Source organism: Phycisphaerae bacterium (genome assembly GCA_017999985.1).
Taxonomy (GTDB): Bacteria; Planctomycetota; Phycisphaerae; order UBA1845; family Fen-1342; genus JAGNKU01.
Genome location: JAGNKU010000009.1, coordinates 67,680 through 89,687, shown reverse-complemented (window position 1 = coordinate 89,687; position 22,008 = coordinate 67,680). Strand labels below are relative to the sequence as shown.

Annotated in this window: 14 protein-coding genes and 2 tRNA genes; 14 read left to right on the top strand and 2 right to left on the bottom strand. The window is 68.4% G+C overall.

From position 1 onward, the window contains the following. Positions 1-36 precede the first annotated feature (36 nt). The 6 genes from KA383_13325 (at position 37) to KA383_13300 (ending at position 11,456) form a co-directional block, all read left to right on the top strand. The gene (locus tag KA383_13325) at positions 37-2,235 is read left to right on the top strand and encodes a tetratricopeptide repeat protein (protein MBP7747100.1); all 2,199 of its coding nucleotides are present in this window, start codon (positions 37-39) and stop codon (positions 2,233-2,235) included. A 101-nt stretch (positions 2,236-2,336) separates the two neighbouring features. Further along, on the top strand, positions 2,337-2,720 hold the full coding sequence (gene gcvH, locus KA383_13320) for a glycine cleavage system protein GcvH (GenBank protein MBP7747099.1): 384 nt from the start codon (positions 2,337-2,339) through the stop codon (positions 2,718-2,720). A 120-nt stretch (positions 2,721-2,840) separates the two neighbouring features. Further along, a complete protein-coding gene (gene gcvP / locus KA383_13315) occupies positions 2,841-5,735 on the top strand; it encodes an aminomethyl-transferring glycine dehydrogenase (GenBank protein MBP7747098.1) in 2,895 nt (964 codons plus the stop codon). A 157-nt stretch (positions 5,736-5,892) separates the two neighbouring features. Next, positions 5,893-8,877, top strand: coding sequence for a CHASE2 domain-containing protein (locus KA383_13310; GenBank protein ID MBP7747097.1), 2,985 nt, complete (start codon positions 5,893-5,895; stop codon positions 8,875-8,877). 75 nt (positions 8,878-8,952) lie between these two features. Further along, complete coding sequence (locus KA383_13305) at positions 8,953-10,365, top strand: glucose-6-phosphate isomerase (protein ID MBP7747096.1); 1,413 nt, start codon at positions 8,953-8,955, stop codon at positions 10,363-10,365. Positions 10,366-10,385: 20 nt separating this feature from the next. Then, the gene (locus KA383_13300) at positions 10,386-11,456 is read left to right on the top strand and encodes a mannose-1-phosphate guanylyltransferase (GenBank protein ID MBP7747095.1); all 1,071 of its coding nucleotides are present in this window, start codon (positions 10,386-10,388) and stop codon (positions 11,454-11,456) included. Between the two features lie 614 nt (positions 11,457-12,070). Here the strand turns inward: KA383_13300 and KA383_13295 are convergent. Next, the gene (locus KA383_13295; protein ID MBP7747094.1) at positions 12,071-13,123 is read right to left on the bottom strand and encodes an ATP-grasp domain-containing protein; all 1,053 of its coding nucleotides are present in this window, start codon (positions 13,121-13,123) and stop codon (positions 12,071-12,073) included. Positions 13,124-13,275: 152 nt separating this feature from the next. On the opposite strand from KA383_13295, the gene KA383_13290 reads away from it, so the two are divergent. The 3 genes from KA383_13290 (at position 13,276) to KA383_13280 (ending at position 15,697) form a co-directional block, all read left to right on the top strand. After that, the gene (locus KA383_13290) at positions 13,276-14,277 is read left to right on the top strand and encodes a hypothetical protein (GenBank protein MBP7747093.1); all 1,002 of its coding nucleotides are present in this window, start codon (positions 13,276-13,278) and stop codon (positions 14,275-14,277) included. A 54-nt stretch (positions 14,278-14,331) separates the two neighbouring features. Next, entirely contained in the window at positions 14,332-14,523 is a 192-nt protein-coding gene (locus KA383_13285; protein MBP7747092.1) for a hypothetical protein, read from the top strand. Positions 14,524-14,635: 112 nt separating this feature from the next. Then, the gene (locus tag KA383_13280; protein MBP7747091.1) at positions 14,636-15,697 is read left to right on the top strand and encodes a hypothetical protein; all 1,062 of its coding nucleotides are present in this window, start codon (positions 14,636-14,638) and stop codon (positions 15,695-15,697) included. A gap of 20 nt (positions 15,698-15,717) precedes the next feature. Here KA383_13280 and KA383_13275 read toward each other — a convergent pair whose 3' ends face one another. Further along, a complete protein-coding gene (locus KA383_13275; GenBank protein ID MBP7747090.1) occupies positions 15,718-16,605 on the bottom strand; it encodes an SDR family oxidoreductase in 888 nt (295 codons plus the stop codon). Positions 16,606-16,703: 98 nt separating this feature from the next. Here KA383_13275 and KA383_13270 point away from each other — a divergent pair, with 98 nt between their 5' ends. The 5 genes from KA383_13270 (at position 16,704) to KA383_13250 (ending at position 21,852) form a co-directional block, all read left to right on the top strand. Next, complete coding sequence (locus KA383_13270; protein ID MBP7747089.1) at positions 16,704-18,842, top strand: hypothetical protein; 2,139 nt, start codon at positions 16,704-16,706, stop codon at positions 18,840-18,842. 55 nt (positions 18,843-18,897) lie between these two features. Further along, positions 18,898-20,010 (top strand): preprotein translocase subunit TatC, encoded by a 1,113-nt coding sequence (locus tag KA383_13265; GenBank protein MBP7747088.1) that lies wholly within the window; start codon positions 18,898-18,900, stop codon positions 20,008-20,010. A 70-nt stretch (positions 20,011-20,080) separates the two neighbouring features. After that, positions 20,081-20,153 (top strand) — tRNA-Phe (locus KA383_13260). 151 nt (positions 20,154-20,304) lie between these two features. Beyond that, positions 20,305-20,377: transfer RNA gene (locus KA383_13255), tRNA-Ala, on the top strand. Positions 20,378-20,493: 116 nt separating this feature from the next. Then, positions 20,494-21,852 (top strand): tyrosine-type recombinase/integrase, encoded by a 1,359-nt coding sequence (locus KA383_13250; GenBank protein MBP7747087.1) that lies wholly within the window; start codon positions 20,494-20,496, stop codon positions 21,850-21,852. Positions 21,853-22,008: the final 156 nt, after the last annotated feature.

Sequence of the window (22,008 nt, the reverse complement as noted above, 5' to 3'; positions counted from 1 at the left end):
TTGACCCGGGCCGGATGTTGCGGCTAGGCTCGGGACATGTCGCGCGGGCGGGCACAGCGCCGTGCAGCTTCGGAGTCGCCGCGCGGCGCGGTGCAGGACACTTCTGCCCGGGTGACCGGGGACCTGCGGGTCGTCGTGGGGCTGTTCGTCCTCGCGCTGCTGGTGCGGTTGATCTACCTGTACCAAAGCGCGGCCAACCCGACGTTCTACGCACCAATCGTCGACGCCGATACGTACCACAACCTGGCGCGGAGTCTGGTCGCGGGCAAGCCGCTGACCAAGGAGTGGTTCTGGCAACCCTTCTTCTATCCCATGTACCTGGCCGTGGTGTACGCAGTCAGCGGATCGTCGATCCTGTTTGCGAAGATCGTGCAGGCGGGGCTGGGGGCGCTGACGTGCGTACTGACGTATCGGCTGGGGGCGCGCATCTTTGATCGCCGGACGGGCGTGGTCGCGGGGATCGTGGTCGCGTTTTACGCCCCGCTGATCTTCCTGGAGGGGGAGCTGCTGGCGGAGGGGTGGGCGGCGCTGTGGGGCGTGGTGTTGCTGTTGCTACTGCTGCGGGCGCAGGCGACGCTGGGGATGGGGGCCTGTGGGGCGCTGGGCGTCTGTGGGGCACTGAGCGTGCTGACGCGGCCGACGTTTCTGCCGCCATTCGTTGCCGCGTGCGTGTGGCTCCTGGTCGTGGCGTGGAGACGCGGCGGCGGGAAGCGGGCAGGGCAGGTTGCCGGTGTGGTGGCTGCGGGCTTCGCGTGCGTGGCGCTGCCGGTGGCGAGCCTGAGCTCTCGCGCCAGCGGGCGATTCACGATCTTGCCGGCGTCGGGTGGGATTAACTTCTACATTGGCAACAATCCGCACTATGACGAGCTGGTGACGGTGCAGCCAGGCGACGAGTGGGAGCGGCTGACGCTGTTGCCTGAGCAGGATGGGCGGACAGCGTTCTGGGACAAGGCGGATTGGTTCTATGCGCAGACGCGCGACTACGCGGCGACGCAGCCCGGGGCGTTCGTCGCGGGATTGGCGCACAAGGCGCTGCAGTTCGTGAACTCCCGCGAGATTCCGCGCAATGTCAACGTGTACCTGTTCGCGCAGTGGTCGGGGCTGATCCGGTTGCTGGTATGGAAGCTCGGGGGCTTTGGATTTCCGTTCGGCGTGGTGCTGCCGCTGGCGGTCGTAGGATTGATCTGGCGGGCACGGCGGGTTCCTGCGCCGGTCTGGCTGTTTCTGACGCTGTATCCGCTGGCGGTGGTGTTGGTGTTCGTGACCGGGCGGTATCGCGTGCCGCTGGTGCCGGTGGTTGTGTTGCTGGCGGCGGCGGGGGCCCTGGCGTTGGTGGACCTGGTGGCTCGCCGGCGGTGGGGGCAGAGCGCGCTTGCTGGTGGCGTGCTCGGCGGATGTGTGTTGTTGGGCACGGTGCCGGGGCCATTTGTGGAGGAACGGCTGGATTTCAAGCCGGCGATGTACCGCTGTGTAGGCGACGTGCGGGCGATGACGGGCGACGTGGACGCGGCGCTGGCAGCGTATGACCGGGCGCTGGAGATTCAGCCCGGCTATGCGCTGGCGCTGAACAATCGCGGCGCGTTGCTGCTGGACCGCGGGCGGACGGACGAAGCGGTGGAGAGCTTCCTGGCCGCGGTGCGCGTGCAGCCGGACTACGCACGGGCGCAGGCGAACCTGGGATTTGCGCACCTGGCACAGGGGCGGCTGGAAGAAGCGGACACGTATCTGAGCCAGGCGCTGCGGTTGGACCCGCGAGCGTTGCGCGCGAGCGAGATGTATGCCGCCCGGGCACGGATTCTGGCGCAGCGTGGGCGTCTGGACGAGGCGGCGGCGCAGTTGCAGGCCGCGTTGCAGCTCAAGCCGGGGCAAGTCGAGCTGCGGGCCGCGTTGGCGGCATTGCTGATACAGCAGGGGCGGATCGAGGAAGCGATCGGCGAGTATGAGATGCTCGTGTCAGTGCAGCCGCAGGACGCGGGCCTGCGCGAAGACCTGGGCTTGCTGCTGTGCCGGCAGGGCAGGCTGGCACAGGGAGCAGCGCAGTACCGGATGGCGCTCGCGCTCGATGCGCGGCGGGCAAGCGCGCGGCTGAAGCTGGGGCTGGCGCTGGAGCAGCAGGGGGACCTGGCGGCGGCGATCGCGGAGTACCGCGAGGTGCTGCGGCTTGATCCGGAAAACGCCGGGGCACGGGCAGCGCTCGAGGCGGCCCGGCAGCGGACGGGGGGCGTTTCGCCATAGGGCGCGCCGGGGCTACCGCTGGGGCGAGGTGAGCTATAGAATGCTCGTTCCGCCGGTCATCCGGCCGGCGGGCAGGACGGGTTTTTTAGGAGAGTCCCGGCATGGCGGTGCCCAACGATCGCAAGTATTCGCAGACGCACGAATGGTTCAAGGTCGAGGGCGACACGGTCACGGTCGGCATCACGCAGTTTGCGGCTGATGAGTTGACCGATATCACGTTCGTCGATCTGCCCAAGGTGGGGGCGCAAGTGACGGGGGGGAGCCACTTTGGCGAGATCGAATCGGTCAAGGCGACCGGCGAGCTGTATTGCGCGGTGTCGGGGACGGTGACGGCGGTGAACACGAAGCTCGCCGACGAGCCGGGGCTGCTCAACACGGATCCGCTGGAAGCGGGGTGGATGATCCGGATCCAGTGCAGCGATCTCAGCCCGCTCGCGAAGCTGCTGGACGGGCCCGCCTACGACCGGATGATCGCGGAACACTAGAGAGTGATAAGGTGACAACGTGACAAGGTGACAAGGGCGCCGCGCGAGAGCGCGGCGCGGTTGTTGCCTGCTCGCCGCCCGTTTGCACAGCTGGCTGCTCCGCAGGGAGTTCCTACCGCAATGTCGCATGAATTCAACGCCGCGCAGTTTCTGAGCCCCTCCGATACGTTCATCCATCGTCACATCGGCCCGAGCGACGACGACATCCGCGCGATGCTCGCGACGCTGGGCTACGAGTCGCTCGACGCGCTCGTGCAGGCGACGGTGCCGGCGGAGATCCGTGTGCAGAAGCCACTCGATCTGCCGCCGCCACGGGGGGAATACGAGCTGCTGGCGGCGCTGCGCGCGATCGCGGCGAAGAACCAGGTGCAGCGCAGCCTGATCGGCATGGGCTACTACGGCTGCATCGTGCCGCCGATCATCCAGCGGAACATCCTGGAGAACCCGGGCTGGTACACACAGTACACGCCATACCAGGCGGAGATCTCGCAGGGCCGGCTGGAAGCGCTGGTGAACTACCAGACGATGGTGGCGGACCTGACGGGGATGCCGCTGGCGAATGCGTCACTGCTGGACGAGGGCACGGCGGCCGCCGAAGCGATGACGATGGCGCACCGCGTCGCCAAGCGCCCGCAGAACGGGTTCTTCGTGGCGGCGAACTGCCACCCGCAGACGATCGCTGTCGTGCAGACGCGGGCGAAGGCCCTGGGGATCGAGATTCACGTCGGCGACGTGCAGGACATCGATTTCGAGAAGCAGGGCCTGTACGGCGTCCTGCTGCAATACCCGGCGACGGACGGGCGCGTCTACGACTACAGCGACCTGGTGCAGGCAGCGCACGCGGCCGGGGCGCTGGCCGTGGTGGCGGCGGACCCGCTGGCGCTGACGCTGCTGAGGCCGCCGGGCGAGTGGGGTGCTGACATCGTGGTCGGGTCGGCGCAGCGGTTCGGCGTGCCGATGGGCTTCGGCGGGCCGCATGCGGCGTTCATGGCGACGCGCGACGAATTCGCGCGGCAGATGCCGGGGCGGCTGATCGGCGTATCGAAGGACGCGCACGGCAATCCGGCGTATCGCCTGGCCGTGCAGACGCGCGAGCAGCATATTCGGCGCGAGAAGGCGACGAGCAACATTTGCACGGCGCAGGTGCTGCTGGCGATCATGGCCGGCATGTACGCGGTGTACCACGGGCCGCAGGGCTTGCGGCGGATCGCACAGCGTGTGCATGGGCTGACGCAGGTGCTGGCGGCGGGGCTGCGGCGACTGGGGATCGAGCTCGGGAACGAGCCGTTCTTTGACACGCTGCGGATCAAGGTGGGCAAGCGGGCGGCGGCGGGCGTGCTGAGCCGCGCGCGGAAGCAGCAGATCAACCTGCGGGACTACGGCGACGGCACCGTCGGCTTGTCGCTCGACGAGTTGAGCACGAAGGCTGAGGTGGCCGAGCTGTGGGGGATTTTCGCGGGCAAGCACGAGGTGCCGTTCTCGGTCGAAGACCTGGCCGGGGCGGGCGCGATTGTGTATCCGGCGCCGCTGGCGCGGTCGAGCGGCTACCTGCAGCATCCGGTGTTCAACAGCTACCATGCCGAGCATGAAATGCTGCGGTATCTGCACCGGCTGCAGGCGCGCGACCTGTCGCTGTGCCAGTCGATGATCCCGCTGGGTTCGTGCACGATGAAGCTGAACGGGACGGCGGAGATGTTGCCGATCACGTGGCCGGAGTTCGCGAACCTGCACCCGTTCGTGCCGCCGGAGCAGGCCGAGGGCTATGCCGAGCTGATGCGGACGCTGTCGGCCTGGTTGGCCGAGATCACGGGTTTCCAGGCGGTGTCGGTGCAGCCGAACTCGGGCGCGGCGGGCGAATACGCGGGGCTGCAGGTGATCCGGGCGTACCATGCGGCGCGCGGGCAGGGCGAGCGCGACGTGTGCCTCATCCCGGTGTCGGCGCACGGGACGAACCCGGCGAGCTCGGCGCTGGCGGGCTTGCGCGTCGTGCCGGTGGCGTGCGACGCGCAGGGCAACATCGACCTGACCGATCTGCGGGCGCGGGCGAGCGAGCACCGCGACCGGCTGGCCGCGATCATGGTGACGTATCCATCGACGCACGGCGTGTTCGAGGCGGGCATTCGCGAGCTGTGCCAGATCGTCCACGAGCACGGCGGGCAAGTCTACATGGACGGCGCGAACATGAACGCGCAGGTCGGGTTGTGCCGGCCGGCGGATATCGGCGCCGACGTGGTGCATCTGAATCTGCACAAGACGTTCTGCATTCCGCACGGCGGTGGCGGGCCGGGCGTGGGGCCGATCGCGTGCGCGGTGCACCTGGCGCCGTTCCTGCCGGGGCATCCGGTGGTGGCGTGCGGCGGGGCGCAGGCGATCGGGCCGGTGGCGGCGGCGCCGTTCGGCAGCGCGTCGATCCTGCCGATCTCGTGGATGTACATCGGGCTGATGGGGACGGCCGGGCTGACGAAGGCGACGCAGGTTGCCATCCTGAACGCAAACTACATGGCGAACCGGCTGCGCGAGCATTACCCGGTGCTGTACACGGGGCAGAACGGCCGAGTCGCCCACGAGTTCATCCTGGATTGCCGCGAAGTGCAGAAGACGGCGCACGTGACGGTCGATGACATCGCGAAGCGGCTGATGGACTATGGGTTCCACGCGCCGACGATGTCGTGGCCGGTCGCGGGGACGCTGATGATCGAGCCGACCGAGAGCGAGTCGCGGGCGGAGTGCGACCGGCTGTGCGACGCGTTGATCGCGATCCGGCAGGAGATTCGCGACATCGAGACCGGCCGGGTGAAGTACGAGGACAGTGCGCTGAAACATGCTCCGCACACGGCGGCGGCGGTATGCGCGACGGAGTGGAACCGGCCGTACGCGCGCGAGCAGGCGGCGTTTCCGGCGCCGTGGGTGAAGGCGCACAAGTTCTGGCCGCCGGTGGGGCGGATCGACAACGTCTGGGGCGACCGGAACCTCTTCTGCACGTGCGCAGGGGTGGAAGAGGTGGCGGCGAAGTAGGCGCACCGTGACCGCGTCCGCCACGGCTTGGCTGCGCCAGGGCGTGCCACCCGGTGCGCGCAATCAGAGCCCCGAGCGCGAGCGAGTGGGTACTGCGGAGCGCGCACTGCTCGAGAGCAGTGGCACTGGGGGGCGCGGGCGGGCACAATGGTTGCCTGTGAGCACGCAGCGGCGGACAGCACGGTGGCAGGCGCTGGGGATCGGGCTGACGGCGACGGTCGTCGTGCTCATCGCCTATGCCGTCGGGGGGCTCGACTGGCTCGAGCTGAAGACGCTCGACCTGCGCTTCCATTACGCGAACTCGATTTCGGAGCGCGCCGACCTGGTGTGCATCGACATTGACGATGCAGCGCTCGGGCTGGTCGGGCGCTGGCCCTGGGCACGGGACATCCAGGCGGGCGTGCTGGGTGTGCTGCACGAGGCGGGGCTCAAGGCGCTGCTCACGGATATCACGCTGGCCGAGCCGGAGCCGCTGCGGACGATTGTGCCGCGGCAAGTGGACATCGTGGAGGAGCCGACGACGCTGCTCGAAGCGGAGCCGGTGCGGGCACTGCCGGACCTGGAATTGCAGGCGGCGCTGGCGGACTTCGGGCAGGTGTATCTCGCGACGGACTACGCAGCAGGGAACGTCTGGGAGGACATACTGCGGAGCGATGCGTTCGTCGGCGTGATCGCTGCCCTCGTAGCGAACCAGAATGACGAGGCCGCGCACCGGGCCGCGGAGCTGGGTCTGCGGCTGGGGCACCACGCCGAGCCGGCGCGGGCGCCACTGCTCTGGGCGCGCATCGTTGTCGCGCTGGAGCGCGAACCCACGCTCGACGCCGCGGCGTTGGCGCGGCAGATGGGCGCCCAAGACGCCGAGGCCGTGGCGCTGGCGTGCGAGCCGTGCCGGGCCTTGGCGCTCGAACGCCGAATCGAGGATTGGCTCGATGCGGAGCCGGCGCGCTGGCAGGAACGTGAGCCGGCGCTGTTCGCCGCATTGGAGGAGGCGCTGATTCCGCAGTCACCGGCGTATGGCGAGGCGCTGGCGGCGGCATTGCGCGAAGTCCTGGGGTATCGGGCGACGATGGCGGCGACGCCGTTGCCGCTGGAGCGCGTGCGGGCGGCCGCGCCGCCGGTCGACGCGATTTCGCCGGTGTATTTCCGGCTGGCGCGAGCGGCGCGGCGGTGCGGATTCGTGGTGTTCAAGCCGGACGCGGACGGGATCATGCGGCGGACGCGGCTGCTGGTGCAGCACGGGGGCCGAGTGTTGCCGCAATTGGCCTTCGCGGTGGCCCTGGACGTTCTGGAGTTGAAGGCGGAGGACGTCACGGCGGAGCCCGGGCGGCTGATGCTGAGACCGCCGGGTGGGGCAAAGCCCGTGGTGATCCAGCTCGATGACGCCGGCTACACGCTGGTGCCGTGGGTGCCGCAGGGGGATTGGGCGCGGCAGTTTGGGGAGCACGTGCCGGTGGGCAGCGTCTGGCAGATATACGACCAGCGGCAGGCGATGTTGCATAACGATGAGTGGATCACGGCGCAGCTGGGCGAGCTGATCGGCGCCGGTTACCTGCGTGAACATGAGCAGTATCTCGTGGACCTGCGTGATGCGCTGCGGCTGGAGACGGAGCTGCGCTGGGCGCGGTGCCTGGGGCGCAGGGCAGAGGCCCGGCTCAAGGCGCAGGGGCTGGCCGAGTATCGCAGGCTGCTGCCGGAGGGGGCGGCGGCGCTGCGTGCGGCCGTCAACGGCGCTGTGACAGACGCGACACAGCCAGCCGGCGTGGGGCAGGCGCTCGAACGGCTGGGGCGGGCGCTGGCTGCCAACGCCGCGTACCAGGCGGAGATCGACGCGACGCTGGCGCGGCTGCGCGCGCGCCTGGCGGGGAAGATCGGCCTGCTGGGCTACACCGCGACGGCCCTGGCCGACATGACGCCGATCCCGACGAGTGAGCGTGCACCGGGCGTGGTGTCGCACGCGAACCTGCTCAATGGCATGCTCAGCGGGCGTATGGCGTACTGGGCGCCGATGTGGCTGGATGCCTTGCTGACCGTCACGCTGGGTATGTTGGCGACGTATATCAGCGTGCGGCGGGCGCCGCGTACGGCGGCGGTGGGACTGGTGCTGCTCATCGGGCTCTATGCGGTGGCGGCAGGCGGCGTGGCGTTCTACTTCTGGACGTGCTGGATTGCGCTCGTGCCGCCGATCATCGCGGTGGCCGTGAGCTACGTCGCCGTGCTGCTGTACCGCTACGTGTTCCTGGAGCGCGAGTCGCGGCAGATCGCGACGGCGCTGGGGCAATACACGTCGGCGACGCTGGCGCGGAAGATGGCGGAAGATGCGGAGCTGTGCCGGCGGGCGGAGTCGCGCGAGGTCACGGCGGTCTTCACGGACCTGGAAGGGTTCACGCGGATTTCGGAGCGCATCGGGGCGGAGCGCACGCAGCACGTGCTCAACTTGGCGCTGGGGCGGTTCAGCGACGTGATCCTGCGGCACGAGGGGATGATCAACAAGTTCATCGGCGACGGGGTCTTCGCGTTCTGGAACCCGGTGATCTACCCGCAGGCGGACCATGCGCGGCGGGCGTGCGAGGCGGCGGTGGATCTGGGCGCGGGGCTGCGTGCGCTGATCGATGAGCAACGGCGGACGGGCGGCGACGAGGTATTCGGCGAACTCGTACTGCGGGTCGGGATTGCCACGGGTAACGCGGTCGTGGGGCCGTGCGGCTCGGAGCAGAAATACGACTACACGTGCATCGGCGACTCGGTCAACGTGGCTTCGCGGCTCGAATCGGCCAACAAGTTCTACGGCACGCGCATCCTGGTGAGCGGTCCGACGTATGCGCAGGCTGGCGACGGTTTCGTGGTACGACCGCTCGGCGGCGTGCGGGTCAAGGGCAAGACGCAGGCGGTGCCGATCTTCGAGCTCTTGGGGCGGCGCGGCGCGGTGCCGGAGTCGCTGTGCCGGTACGCCGATCAATTCGGTGCGGCCGTGGCGGCGTTTCAGCAGCGTGCGTGGACCGAAGCGTGGGCGGCATTCGAAGCGTGCCTGCGGCAGCGGCCGGACGACTTGGCAGCGCGGCAATACGCGGCTGCCGTGCAGCATTTCATCGCGGCGCCCCCGCCGGACGACTGGAGCGGGGCGCTGGAGCTGACCGAGAAGTAGCGGTCGGTGGCGTGTTGGGTGCCAGGCGGTATGCTGGCGTCCTTGCAGCCTTGGCCGTTGAAGGAGTGTCATCCGATGCCGATACCTGCCTTGCAACTGGACTATGCGAACATCCTGGATTCCGTCATCGGCCCCGCGCACGGGCTGAGCCTGGCCGAGATCAAGCGCTCAGAGGCGGCGGCGCGCGACGTCGTCGCGCGGATCGAGCGCGAACGCAAAGCCGGGCAGCACCGCTACCGCGAATTGCCGCACGACACGGAGATGCTCAAGCAGGTGCGGGCGGCGGTGCGGCGCTATGCCGGCAAGTTCGAGAACCTGGTGGTGCTGGGCATCGGCGGGTCGGCGCTGGGCAATACGGCGCTGCAGACGGCACTGAATCCGCCGCTGCACAATTTGCTGGCGGCTCGGGCGCGGCGCGGGCCGCGGTTGTTTGTCATGGATAACGTGGATCCCGTGCAGTTCGGCAGCCTGCTCGACGTGATCGGCCCGGAGCTGCGCAAGACGCTGTTCAACGTCATCAGCAAATCGGGCGAGACGGCGGAGACGGCGTCGCAGTTCGTCATCGTGCGCGACCTGGTGGCACGCAAGTTGGGGCGCCGGGGGCTGAAGACGAACATCGTGGTGACGACCGACCCGGCGGGCGGGACGATGCGCGGGATCGTGGACGCCGAGGGTTACGATGCGTTGCCGGTGCCGCCGGGCGTGGGCGGGCGTTTCTCGGTGCTATCGGCGGTGGGGCTGTTTTCGGCGGGGATGTGCGGGATCAAGATCGACCGGCTGCTGGCGGGGGCGGCGGCGATGGGAGCGCGGGTCGGGCAGTCCGCGGCGCGCAAAAACCCGGCGGGCATGCTGGCCATGCTGCTGCACGCGTTCTATGTACGCGGCAAGCGGCTGCACGTGATGATGCCGTACAGCTACCAACTCAAGGACCTGGCGGACTGGTACCGGCAGATGTGGGCGGAGAGCCTGGGCAAGCAGCAGGACCTGGAAGGGCAGCCGGTGGTCGTGGGGCCGACGCCGATCAAGGCGCTGGGCACGACGGATCAGCATTCGCAGGTACAACTCTACCGCGAAGGGCCGAACGACAAGGTGTTCATCTTCCTGGAGGTGGGCAAGTTCACGCGGGACGTGAAGATCCCGCGTGTGGCGGGGTTGCCCGAGGACCTCGCCTACCTGCAGGGCAGCACGCTTGGGACCCTGCTCAACGCGGAGAAGCGGGCGACGGAGTTCGCGCTGGTGGCGAGTCGGCGACCGTGCCTGACGATCCGCTTCCCGGTGGTCAGCGAGGAGACGGTTGGCCAGTTCATCATGCTCTGGGAAGCGGCGACGTCAATCGCGGGCGGGCTGCTGAACATCAACCCGTACGATCAGCCGGCGGTGCAGACGGGAAAGGAGTTTACGTTTGCGCTGATGGGCAAGCGCGGCTACGAGAAGCAGGCGGCCGAATACAAGCGGTTCGCGAAGCGCGGCGGGAAGTATCTCGTCTGACCGGCCGGAGGACGACAGGCATGCGGCACGCGGTGATCATGGCCGGCGGGTCGGGGACACGGCTCTGGCCGCTGAGTCGCAAACGGCGGCCCAAACAGCTCCTGCGCCTGTTCGAGGGCGCGTCGCTGCTGCAGCTTGCGCGCCGGCGGCTGGAGGGTCTGTTTGCGCCGGAGAATATCTGGGTCATCACTTCGGCGAACTACATCGATCAGGTCGCGGCCGAACTGCCCGATCTGCCGCGCGGGAATCTGATTGGCGAGCCCATGGGGCGTGACACGGCGAACGCGATCGGGCTGGCCGCGAACCTGCTCGCGCGGCGCGACCCGGATGCGACGATGGCCGTGTTCACCGCCGACCACATCATCCGGCCGCAGGAGCGATTTACGGCGGCGATTCAGGCGGGCTTGGAGGCGGCGGAGAGTTTGCCGGAGAGTCTGGTCACGTTTGGCATCAAGCCGCACAGCCCGCAGACGGGGTATGGGTATATTCGGCGTGGGGCGGTGCTGGGGCCGGGCACGTATCGGGTGGCCGAGTTCAAGGAGAAGCCGACGCGCGCGGTGGCGGAGGCGTACCTGCGATCGGGCGCGTACTACTGGAACAGTGGTATGTTCGCGTGGCGGGCGCGCGCGATCCTGGCCGAGATCGGGCGGCTGCTGCCGGAGAATGCGCGCGGGTTGGCCGAGCTGGGCGCGGACTGGGCGCAGCTTGCAGGCACGGAGGCGGCCAGGCAGCAGTTCGAGCGTCTGCGCAGGGTCTCGATTGACTTCGGCGTGATGGAGCGCGCGGCACGCGTGCTGGTCGTGGAGATGGACTGTGACTGGCAGGATCTCGGATCCTGGGCCGCAGTTGCGGCGACGCGTCCGGCCGATGCGGATGGCAACGTGGTGGTGGGGGCCAGCGGGCTGTTTGTGCAGACTCAGGGGAATGTGGTGGTCAGCGAGGACCAGCATCTGGTCGTCATGATTGGTGTATCGGATGTGGTTGTCGTGCATAGTGGCGACGCGACACTGGTGTGCCGGAGGGACGCGGTCGAGCAGGTGAAGGACGTGGTGGGGCTGATTTCTCGGTCGCACGGCGCGGCGTACGAGTGAACCTGGGCAATCCTGCGCGCACACGGTCGGATGATAGTCTTATAATGTCGAGTGTTGAGCAATCCTTGGTGAGGCGGTTCCAGGATGGCGTTGATTATCGGCAACACGCTGGAAGGTTTTTGCGGGTGGCCGTTTAAGTCTGATTGTTAATTTTTGATTAAATTTGGTGCTGTCTTGACGCCACATGGCTGCGGAGAGGCATCGGTGCGGGTGGGGTGGAGACTATCCGCAAGCCGCTTTCCGGGAAGCGGTTACGGTCATCTTCGTGAACATGTGGAAAAAGGGGGACTCGTCGGTACCGATCTTGCTGAGAAGCTTGGGTGACCGGCGTCGCTCGGGTGCTTTCCGAGGGATCGTTGTTTCCGAGAAGCGTTGTCCGGAAAAAGAGTCGGAGAGGGTCTGCAGCGGCGAGCGAACGTCGATTAGTCCCCTGACGGATCTGGGCGCAGCGGGTGAGTCTGCCCCGCGATTAACGTGGATGGGAGAGAAGCCGTCGGCGGGGACAGGGTTTGGGGAGTGTGAGCCGGGCAGCTTGCGTGACCGCCGCGGTACCGCAAGCTGCCTGTTCTTTTGGGCGATCGTGGGCGGCGTCGGCACCGGCGCCGTGCGGCGCGCTATGCGAAATCGGGGCTGCCACGCAGCGGCGGGGCAAGCCGCGGCTGGAGGTCAGCCTCCAGAGGAACGAACGCGGACCAATCGTAGCGCAGCATGCACAGCCCATGCTGGAAGCCGTCAAATGCGATCGCGGGGGTCTGCCCGCGGAGCTCCTGGAGCAGCCACCCGGGGAAGTCGGCACCCGCCGCGATGGCCAGCGGCGCGCCGCCACCGAAACGCGGGTTGATCTCGATGAAGCGGATGCGGTGCTCGGGCGTGACGATGCACTGCAGCGTGACGATTCCGCGGACGGAGGGGCCGAGCGTCTCGACCAGGTGCCGGCCCGCGTTCATGATGTCGAGGTCTTTGACGACGACGCCTTTGCAGACCTCGCCGCCACGGACCTGCCAGCGGGCGCGGGGGACGACGCAGCGCGGTGCGCCGTTGAGGCCGACGTAGACGTCGAGCGTATGTTCAACGCCGGTGACGAACTCCTGGATGATGGGGTCGGCGACGTGGCGGACGTAATACTCGAGATCAACCTCATCCTCGAGTTTGTGGACCCACTGGCTGGCGCTGCCGGTGCGCGGCTTGATGAACAGCGGAAATCGCCGGGCGCCGGGGGGCGGCAGGGTGGCCGGCGTGTACGTATCCGGAGTGTCGATGTGGCAGCGGCGGAGGTGTTCGAAGGTCTGGACCTTGTTGCGGCAGATGCTGATCACCTCGGGCTCCGCGATGAGCGGCACGCAGCCGAGGTCGGTGATGGCGGCACGGTGCTGGCTGACAACCGCGAGATCGGTGTCCGTCGTGGGGATCAACAGGTGGGCGTGCTGATCACGGACCGCGGCGAGGATGGCGGGCATGTAGTTGGGAGCGCTGGCGCGCGGGACGATGACTGGTTCGTCCACGCAGGTGAGGGCCGGCGCGGTGAGGTCGCTGTCGACGCCGACCACGCGCAGGGCAAACCCGAGGCGCCGGGCGGCGGCGCGAAAAGCCTGGACCAACTCCACGCGGCGTCCGATGCACGTGAACAGAACGACGATGGGATCCGCGGGGCGGCGACGCTTGGCCATGATAGCTAGAATGTCCCGCAGGCCGGGTGCGGCGCCAAGGGCGCGCGGCATGAATGTCGTGCCGGGGAGCATCCGCCGGCGGGGGGTTTGACAGCCTGGCGCGCGACCGGTAGGTTGCAGGGTGGGCTGGTGCGGCAGGTTGGGTGCGGAAGATGACGGTCGGGTGCGGGACGAACATGCGGCTGACGATGCTGGTCGGGGTGGTGCTGGGCGTGCTGCCGGGGCCGGGGGTTGCGCAGGTGACGGACGTGGTGGCTGCCACACAGCCGGTCACGCAGCCGTCGGCGGGGCCGGTCTGGTTACGCGTGATCGTGGACCAGGTGAACCTGCGTTCGCGGCCGGATGCCAACAGCTTGTCCGTGGCGCGGGTGGAGCGCGACACATTGTTGCGTGCGACCGGGCGCGATCCTTACGGGTGGTACGCGATTGTGCCGCCGGAGGATGTGTTCTCGTTCGTGGCCGCCGAGTTTGTGGACCGGCGCGGGCCGACGGAGGGGATCGTCTCGGTGCGGAGCGGGGCGCTGCGGGTGCGGGTGGGCAGCCTGGTGCAGGACGTGGACCCGCGGGAGACCGAGGTGCAGGTGCTGCTGGAGCGGGGGACGGTTGTGCGGATCGTGGGCGAGCAGGGCGAATGGTTGAAGATCGAGCCGCCGGCGGAGGTGCGCCTGTACGTCTCCGATGCGCACGTGGAGCCGATCAGTGACGAAGCCGCGGCGCGGCTGCGCGCGGGATCGCACGTCGCGGACAGGGCCGGCGGCCCGGCGGCGGGGGCCTCGCGCCCGGCAGCGGCCACGCGCCCCGTGGAGGGGCCCGACCTGCACGGGCCGTGGGGGCAGCGGCTGATACTGGTGGAGGCGGCGATCGCGGCCGAGGGGCGCAAGCCGCTGGTGGAGCAAAAGTGGGACGACGCCGTGGCGCGGCTCCAGCCGATCGCCGCGCAGCGTGCGGAGCCGATGGTGGCGCGGCTGGCGCAGGCGTGGATTGAGCAACTGGAACGCCGGCGGGTGGACCAGGCCGCGGTGCGCGACGCGGAGGAAGTGTTGCGGCGTGCAGCGCGCGACCGGGCCCAGCATGAGCGTGAAATGGAGCTGATTGAGCGGGCCCGGCAGACGACGACGCAGACGACGACGCAGCCGGCTCGCCAAGGGCCTTGAAAGCAGGTAAACTGCCGCGGCTTGGGCGCAGCAGGTACAGAGAGGTATTGTGCGATGAGAACCTGGTACACGCGCGTGCGTTATTATGCGTTGACGCTGGCGGCCAGCAGTCTATTCACGCTGGAAGGGTGTGGGCTCAGCGATCAGCAGTTGTCGTCGATCTGGTCTTCGGTCCTGTCAACGGGGCTCAACACGATCGTCGCGAACGTGTTGCAGTCCATGATCGACGCGCAAGCCGGCGCCTAGCCCCGAGAAACGGGGGTGTGAGCGCCGCCGGTGGATGCGTGCGGCGGGCGGCTGCGGCCTGGGTGTGCGACGGCACCGGTGGTCGTGGGAACTCTATGCGTTGAGGCGGGCGATGAACCGACATGTGGCGACCCTCGGGTTGCTGGTCGTGCTGGGCGGGCTCATGGGCTGCAGTGGGCGCTCGCGCGGTACGTACGTGACGCAGTACCCGCAGTGGGACTACCAGCACTACGAGCGGCTGGCCGTCTTGCCGGGGCGGGCGTCGACGCCGCAGGCAGTGCGCGAGGCGCGCCTGCTGGCGGACCGGCTCACGACGGCGCTCGCGCAGAACGGGGCGTTCAAGGTGCTCAGTCGGTCCGAGCTCAAGGATGTCTTTGCCGAGCAGGATTTGTCGCGGCTGGCGGATGGGGTGGACGAAGGCACGCTGCTGCCGGAAAACAAGATCGAGATCGCGCAGGCCCTGGTGGCGACAAAGATCACGGACTACCGGTTGATTTCGGAGCGCGAGCGGCGTGCGGTCCCGCGGTACGCGCTGAACCGGCGCGGGTTCCCGCTGCGTGACCGGGCGGGGCGGCCGATCGTGGTCGGTGAGGACATCACGTGGATCTACACGACCGGAGCAGAGGTGGAAGCCAGCGTGCGGGTGATCGACGCCGCAACGGGGAAGATCCTGCTGAGCCATTCCGCCCGGGTGGCGCCGCGGCCGGTCACCTCGTATAACCAGCCGGCGGGCGCGGGCGCGGAGGAGCTGGCGGCGGAAGCGGCGCGCGAGTTGTCGGTCGAGTTCTACAAGCTGATCGCGCCGACGCGCACGAGAGTGAAGCTGAAGAAGGACATGCTGCTGGTTGCAACGGACTATTACGACGGGAAGTACGACACGCCGAAGAAGCTGCCGCGCGATCAGGCGGAGTTCATGCTGGTCGTGCGGGACTTGCCGGAAGAGTGCGACCGCAATTACTTTCGCGTGGCGATCGTGCCGCGGGACGGGCGTGAGACCCTGTTCGAGCAGGAGTTCGTCTGGTCCGGCACGTCCGGGGCGCAGGGGATGTCGTTCCCCGTGCCGACCGCCGCCTTGACCGGCGCGGGTGCTGAGGCGTTCACGGCCAAGGTCTACAGCGGGCGGGAGCCCGAACCGATTTTGACACGCGATTTCGAGCTCGAGGAAGTGAAGTAAGCCGCGCCTGCCGCCGGGTTTCAAGTCGGGGGCTGCACGACGGCGGCTCGCAGAGCCCCGGGTTGCAGATCTGGCCGCCGGCGAACCAGCATGGCACCGTCGAGGGACAGATCCGCCGGACGCGGCTCGGCGGCGGCGATCTCGAGTCGTGAGACGGGGATCAGGTTCGGAGCATAAATGCCGAGCAGCGCGGCGCAGCGGGCGATGAGCTCGTAGCGCGAGAGACGCTCGGGGCCGGCGACGTGAATCACGCCGGTCAGGTCGTCGCGTGCGAGGCCGATGAGCGCGCGGGCGGCGTCCGCCAGCCACACGGGGGTTCGGAATTCGTCGGTGAACAGGCGCAGCGGCTGTCGATTGTGCAGCGCGGTGAGCTGTTGGCTGAACGTTGTCGGGCGCGTCGAGCACGGCAGGCCGTACAGGAGCGGGATGCGGACGACGAGCGTGTGATCGAACTCGGCGAGCACGCGCTCGGCGGCGGCCTTGGTGCGGCCGTAATAGCTGAGGGGATGCGTGGGGTCGGATTCGCGGTACGGTGCGTGGTCGCCGTCGAAGACCATGTCGGTCGAGGAGAACACCAGCCGCGCGTGCAGGTCGGTCGCGGCCTCGGCGAGCGCCCGGGTGGCGCTGACGTTGACCTCCTCGGCCTCCGCGGGTCGGGCGTGACAGTCGCCGACGGCGGTCATGGCGCCGAGGTGCAGGATGTGGGTTGGTCGGAAAGCGTGCGCGATGCGGCGCAGCGCGATCGCGTCGGCCAGGCTCACCCGTTGGACCTCGACGCCGGCCGTGCCGACGGCGTTCTGGCCGACCAGGGCACAGATCGGTTCGCCGGGCGCGTCGCGGGCCAAGCGACGCACCACGTGGCTGCCGAGCTGACCGGAGGCCCCGGAGACGAGCCAGCGTGGGGGCATGCGCGGTGCACCTCCTCAGGCGTTGCGGGTATCATGTTGGGATTACGTAGGTGATTATACCGGCGGCCGGAGCAGCGTCGGGGCCTGAGGATGTGGCGATGAGAACTTGCCTGCGTTGGATGGTGGGGGCCGGGATTGGTCTGGTTGTGCAGGCGGCGGTGGCCGAGGGGGAGCGGCCGCTGCGCGAGGCCCGCTCGGCGAACGGGCGGTTCACGCTGCGTGTGGAGCCGGGCCGACCGGGCCGGACGGCCCGCGGATGCCAGGCGACGTTGGTGGACGGCGCGGACCTGAACAGCCGGGGGCGACGGGTGTGGGAACGGACGCTGGTCAATGATGTGGCTCCGGCGCAGGCGCTGATACGGGATGATGGTCGTTTCGTTGTGACGCTGGACGAATACCGGCGGGGCGGGGCACGGCACGCGCTGGTGATTTACGGAGCGCAAGGTGAGTTGCTGCGGCACTTTGTGTTGACCGATCTGCTGGAGAAGGTGGACTGGTCGAAGGTGACGGTCGAGCGCCGCGCGGTGCGGTGGTTACAGGAAGCGCGGCCGGCGTTTGACACCGCGGCGAACGAGTTCGTCATTCAGTTGGCGTCGGGGCGCACGATTCGGGTCGACCTCAAGACGCTGCGCGTGGTGCGGGGCAAGGAGACAGCGGGCGCGGATGAGGGAGCGGTGCCGGCGGAGGTGCTGGCGCTGCTCCTGGATCACGGGGTGGCGGATGAGACGCCGCCGGCGGAGCCGCTGGCCGGCTTGACCGAGATGAGTCCGGAAGAGCGGGCGCAAGCCGCGGCGATCGCCGAGCAGGTGTCCGCGGAGACCGGCGCGTCAACGGAGGAGCAGCCAACCGAGACAGCACCGGCTGCCGGCGACGGGCGCGTGACGGAGGCTTCCAGTCCCGAGTCGCGCGCGGCTTCGGGAGCGGACCACGATGCGGCCGCCGCCCCGCACTCGATCCCGCCGGAGGTGGCAGCCGCCGCGGCAACGGCGTCGCCGTACACGCGCGTTGCGGTGCCGATGCCGAACCTCGCAGAGCGGGTGGACTACGTCGCGTGGCTGAACGAACTGGGCCGCGTGTCGGGTCCGGACGCGAATCCACTGTATCAGGACGCCATCGCGCGGATTGTGCCCTGGCAGGATGATGGTGGGCTGATTCAGGCGGCGCTGCGCGGTGATCCGGCGGCGCTGCGGGCGCCGGAGCTGGCGCAGTGGCTGGCGTCGAACGCGGACGCCCTGGCGACGTTTCGCGCGGCATCGCAGGTGGGGGCGCGGGGCTGGAATTTCCAGAGCAACGACGGGAGTCTGATCGGCATCCTGTTGCCGGATCTGGCCGGCATGCGCACCCTCGCGCGGGCCGGTGTGATCGAAGGACGCAGGCTGGCGGACGCGGGGCGGCCGGCGGAGGCTGCCCAGCTCTTCATGGACGTGCTCGCGGCGGGGGCCGACGCCGGCGGCGGCATGACCATCATCGAAAACCTGGTTGGGGTGGCGATCCAGGCCTCGGCCGCCGACGCGCTGCTCGATCTGCAGGCGGCCCCGGGAGCGGAGGCGCTGGACTTCACTGCGCTGGCGCAGGACGCGGCGACGGCGTACCGCCCGTTGCGGCCAGCGGCGGATACGGTGCAGGGTGAGCGTGCGATGGCCCTGGATTCGGTGCAGCGCATGTGGGACGTCGATCCCCGGACCGGAGCGGTGACGCCGAACGTCGAATTCGCGCAGTCGCTGTTCGCCCAGGTCGGGAACGCCGACACGCCCGAACTGGCCGAGCACCTTGCGCGGGTCGGATACGAAGACACCGTGGCGGAGGTCAACCTGTACTACAACGCGATCACCGAAGCGCTGGCCCAGCCGCACCCGGAGGCGCGCCGGCGCCTGGAGTCGCTGGAAAACGTCCTCGCAAGCAGCCCGAACACGAATCCGATCCTCCGAGTGATGGCGCCTTCTCTGGCACGCTACGAAACGCTGCGCACGCGCGGCGAGGCCGTCCGGCGGGCGGCGCTGCTGGTGACGAACCTGCACGCGTATCAGCAGACGCACGGGGAGTACCCGGAGTCGCTGGAGGCGTTCGCGGGGGGCGATTTCACGATCGATCCGTACAGCAACGGCGGCTTTGTGTATCGGCGCTCGGGCGACGGCTTCCTGCTGTACTCGGTCGGCGGCAACGGGGCGGACGACGCGGGCGTGCACGACCCGAAGGGCGACACGAACGACCTGGTGTTCTGGCCCCGGCCGAAGTAGGAGGCGGGGGAGCCGGGTGGGTGGCTAGTCGGCGTGCAGCGGTTATCATCGCCGCATGGCGCTGTTTCGGCGGAAGGCCATTCTCAATCCTGACGAGTCGCGGATGACGCTCGGGGAGCATTTGGAGGAGCTCCGCGGGTGCCTGGGGCGTTGCCTGATCGCGCTGGTGCTGGCGTGCCTGGCGTGCATCTGGCCGGCGAAGTACCTGTTGGAGCTGATTGCGCGGCCGATGGTGCTGGCGCTGCGCCGCCACGGGCAGCCGGACAGCTTTCTCGCGACCGGGCCGGTCGAAAGCCTGATGGTCTACATCAAGGTCGTGCTCATCTTCGGCGTGGTGATCGCCGGTCCGTACATCATCTACCAGCTCTGGAAATTCGTGGCGGCGGGGCTGTATCGGCACGAACGCAAGTGGGTCTGGCAGATCGTGCCGGTGAGCGTCGGGCTGTTTTTTGCTGGCGTGGCGTTCATGTACATCTTCGCGCTGTTGCTGAGCCTGAATTTCCTGGTGGGGTTCAGCGGGTGGCTGCCGCTGCCGAAGGCGAGTCCGAACGCGATCGAGCGGGCGCTGCTGGACATGCCGGAATTCGTGGCGCCGGCGTCGCAGCCGGGGATGGCCCAGGCGCCGGTCGTGCCGCTGCTGGAGGCGGACCCGTGCGACCCGCCGGTGGGAACGATCTGGGTGAACATGCCGGACGGGAAGCTGAAGGTCCGGTGGCCGCAGGAGACGTACTCGTTCCAGCTCCTGCGCGATGACCGGCGGGCGATGGTGACGACGCATTTCAAGATCGGCGAGTACCTGTCGTTCGTGCTGATCCTCACGGTCGCGTTCGGGACGGCATTTCAGATGCCGCTGGTGGTGGTGTTCCTGGCGCGGGCGGGGATCGTGTCGGTAGCGACGTTCAGGAAGTACCGCAAGATCGTGATTGTCGTGATCGTGTTCATGGCGGGGCTGCTGGCACCGCCGGATTTGATGAGCCATCTGCTGCTGTCGGGGCCGATGATTGTCTTGTTTGAGCTGGGGCTGTGGCTTGCGGCGCGCGGCGCGCGGGACGAGCCGGAACCGGGGTCGGACGAGCCGGATGGCGCGGCAGCCACTGGCAGAGCGGGAGGCCCCGGTGAACCGGCGGGAGTGACGCCGGAAGGTCCGGCGGAGGGGTCCGGCTCTTGACTCGGAGGGGGGCTGGGCCTTAAGTTGCGAGGTCTGCGAAGGGCCCTGGCACGGCAGTGGCGGGGCGGCTGGTCAGGTAGCTCAGTTGGTAGAGCAACGGACTGAAAATCCGTGTGTCGGCGGTTCAAATCCGCCCCTGACCACTTGAGGAAGCCATCAGCCGTCAGCCGTCAGCTATCAGCCGGACCAGTGGCTTGGCGGTGTGGTGCGGATGATGCCGTGGTGGACGGCGCGGCTGGTAGCGTGAGGAGCTTCGCTAGCTGGATACTGAGAACTGAAAACTGATAACCTCCTGGGGCCGTAGCTCAGTTGGGAGAGCGCTTGCATGGCATGCAAGAGGTCGTGAGTTCGAATCTCATCGGCTCCATTTTTTGTAAACCACGCCGCCCCCGATAGTTGTGGGGACCTGCCGAGAGTCGGCAGCGCGGCCTAAGACGCAAGTTAGCGCGGTCACTGACCGCGCTAAGCGTTGGAGGTGCCGCGATGTCGACCAAAAAACACCGAAAAACCAAGCCCCCCGCCTATCGGTACCGCCCGGATCGCGACCGCGCGGTTGTCACGCTCCGCGACTCCGCCACCGGCCGGGCCCGCGATTTCTGGCTCGGCGAGTATGGCACGCCCGAGAGCCGCGAGCTCTACCACCGGCTGATCGCCGAGTGGGAAGCACGCGGCCGGTGCTGGCCCATGGTGCCGGGGGATGCCCCACCGGCCGCCGGGCCTGCGGCGATGACGATTGACGAGCTGCTCGTCGAGTACCGGCGCTGGGGGGAGAGCTACTACTGCCCGGAACACATCAACGTCCTGAAGATGGTCTTCGGCGTTCTGCGGAAGTACTACGGCAGCACACCGGCCGCCGACTTCGGCCCGAACAAGCTGCGAATGCTTCGTGACCAGATGATTCTCGGCGACGCCAGCGCCGATCCGCCGCGCAAGCCGTGGTCGCGCACGTGCATCAACGCATCCGTGCAGCGCATTCGACATCTCTTCAAGTGGGCGGTCGCCCGCGAGCTGATCCCGGCAACGGTCCACCAGGCGCTGGCGACACTCGAGCCGCTGAAGCGCGGGCGGACCGCCGCGCGAGAGACAGTCCGGGTCGGCCCGGTGACCAGCACGTTGCTGCGCCGCTCGTTGCGATACATGAGCCGGCCGGCGCGGGCCCTGGTGCGGCTGCAACTGCTGACCGGGGCGCGGGCGGGCGAGCTGGTCGGCATGCGTGCCTGCGACATCGAGATCGACCCGCACAGCGACATCTGGGCCTACCGGCCTGAGCAGCACAAGAATGCCTTTCGCGAGCGCGAACGGACGATCTACCTCGGCCCGCGCGCCCAGCGCATACTGCGACGGTTTCTCGTCGGGCGGCCGATGACCGCGTACCTCTTCAGCCCAGCTGAGGCGGATGTGGAGCGGCGCGCCCGTCTGACCGCGACGCGATGCACCCCGCTCAATCAGGGTAACCGGCCCGGAACGAATCGCCGGGACACGCCGCGGCGCACCCCGGGCGAACACTACGCGACTGCCAGCTACCGCCGCGCCATTCGGTACGCGTGCGATCGAGCGTTCCCGCCACCGGCGCCGTTGGCGAGAATGGCTGGCGAGACGACCAAGCAATGGGAGGCGCGCTTGAAGCGGGAGCACCTGTGGAAAGACCTCCTGGCCTGGCGGTGCGAGCACCGGTGGCATCCGCATCAGTTGCGGCACACCGCCGCGACGGTGCTACGGCGGGAGTTCGGGCTCGAGGCCGCTCAACTCACGCTGGGCCACTCCAGCGCAACGGTCACCGACGCTGTCTATGCAGAACGCGATCGCGCGAAGGTGATTGAAATCATGAAGCGTGTCGGTTGAGCTGAGTCCCAGTTGGCTGAGACATGGAGCGCCGGATGTGCCATGCAGGGCTCACCCGGCGTTTCCCATTTTATCGCGATTGGCGGCAGGCAGCGCGCAAGGCGCTGCGTTGCCGCTAACTGTGCAACTTCGCTAGCCGCCGACACTGGCCGCGCT

Bases quoted from the DNA above. Each gene is read 5' to 3' on its own strand.
- KA383_13295 (MBP7747094.1), bottom strand. From the start codon at position 13,123: ATGGCCAAGCGTCGCCGCCCCGCGGATCCCATCGTCGTTCTGTTCACG.
- KA383_13300 (MBP7747095.1), top strand. From the start codon at position 10,386: ATGCGGCACGCGGTGATCATGGCCGGCGGGTCGGGGACACGGCTCTGG.
- KA383_13290 (MBP7747093.1), top strand. From the start codon at position 13,276: ATGACGGTCGGGTGCGGGACGAACATGCGGCTGACGATGCTGGTCGGG.
- KA383_13250 (MBP7747087.1), top strand. From the start codon at position 20,494: ATGTCGACCAAAAAACACCGAAAAACCAAGCCCCCCGCCTATCGGTAC.
- KA383_13265 (MBP7747088.1), top strand. From the start codon at position 18,898: ATGGCGCTGTTTCGGCGGAAGGCCATTCTCAATCCTGACGAGTCGCGG.
- KA383_13325 (MBP7747100.1), top strand. From the start codon at position 37: ATGTCGCGCGGGCGGGCACAGCGCCGTGCAGCTTCGGAGTCGCCGCGC.
- KA383_13305 (MBP7747096.1), top strand. From the start codon at position 8,953: ATGCCGATACCTGCCTTGCAACTGGACTATGCGAACATCCTGGATTCC.
- gcvP (MBP7747098.1), top strand. From the start codon at position 2,841: ATGTCGCATGAATTCAACGCCGCGCAGTTTCTGAGCCCCTCCGATACG.
- KA383_13285 (MBP7747092.1), top strand. From the start codon at position 14,332: ATGAGAACCTGGTACACGCGCGTGCGTTATTATGCGTTGACGCTGGCG.
- KA383_13270 (MBP7747089.1), top strand. From the start codon at position 16,704: ATGAGAACTTGCCTGCGTTGGATGGTGGGGGCCGGGATTGGTCTGGTT.
- KA383_13275 (MBP7747090.1), bottom strand. From the start codon at position 16,605: ATGCCCCCACGCTGGCTCGTCTCCGGGGCCTCCGGTCAGCTCGGCAGC.
- gcvH (MBP7747099.1), top strand. From the start codon at position 2,337: ATGGCGGTGCCCAACGATCGCAAGTATTCGCAGACGCACGAATGGTTC.
- KA383_13280 (MBP7747091.1), top strand. From the start codon at position 14,636: ATGAACCGACATGTGGCGACCCTCGGGTTGCTGGTCGTGCTGGGCGGG.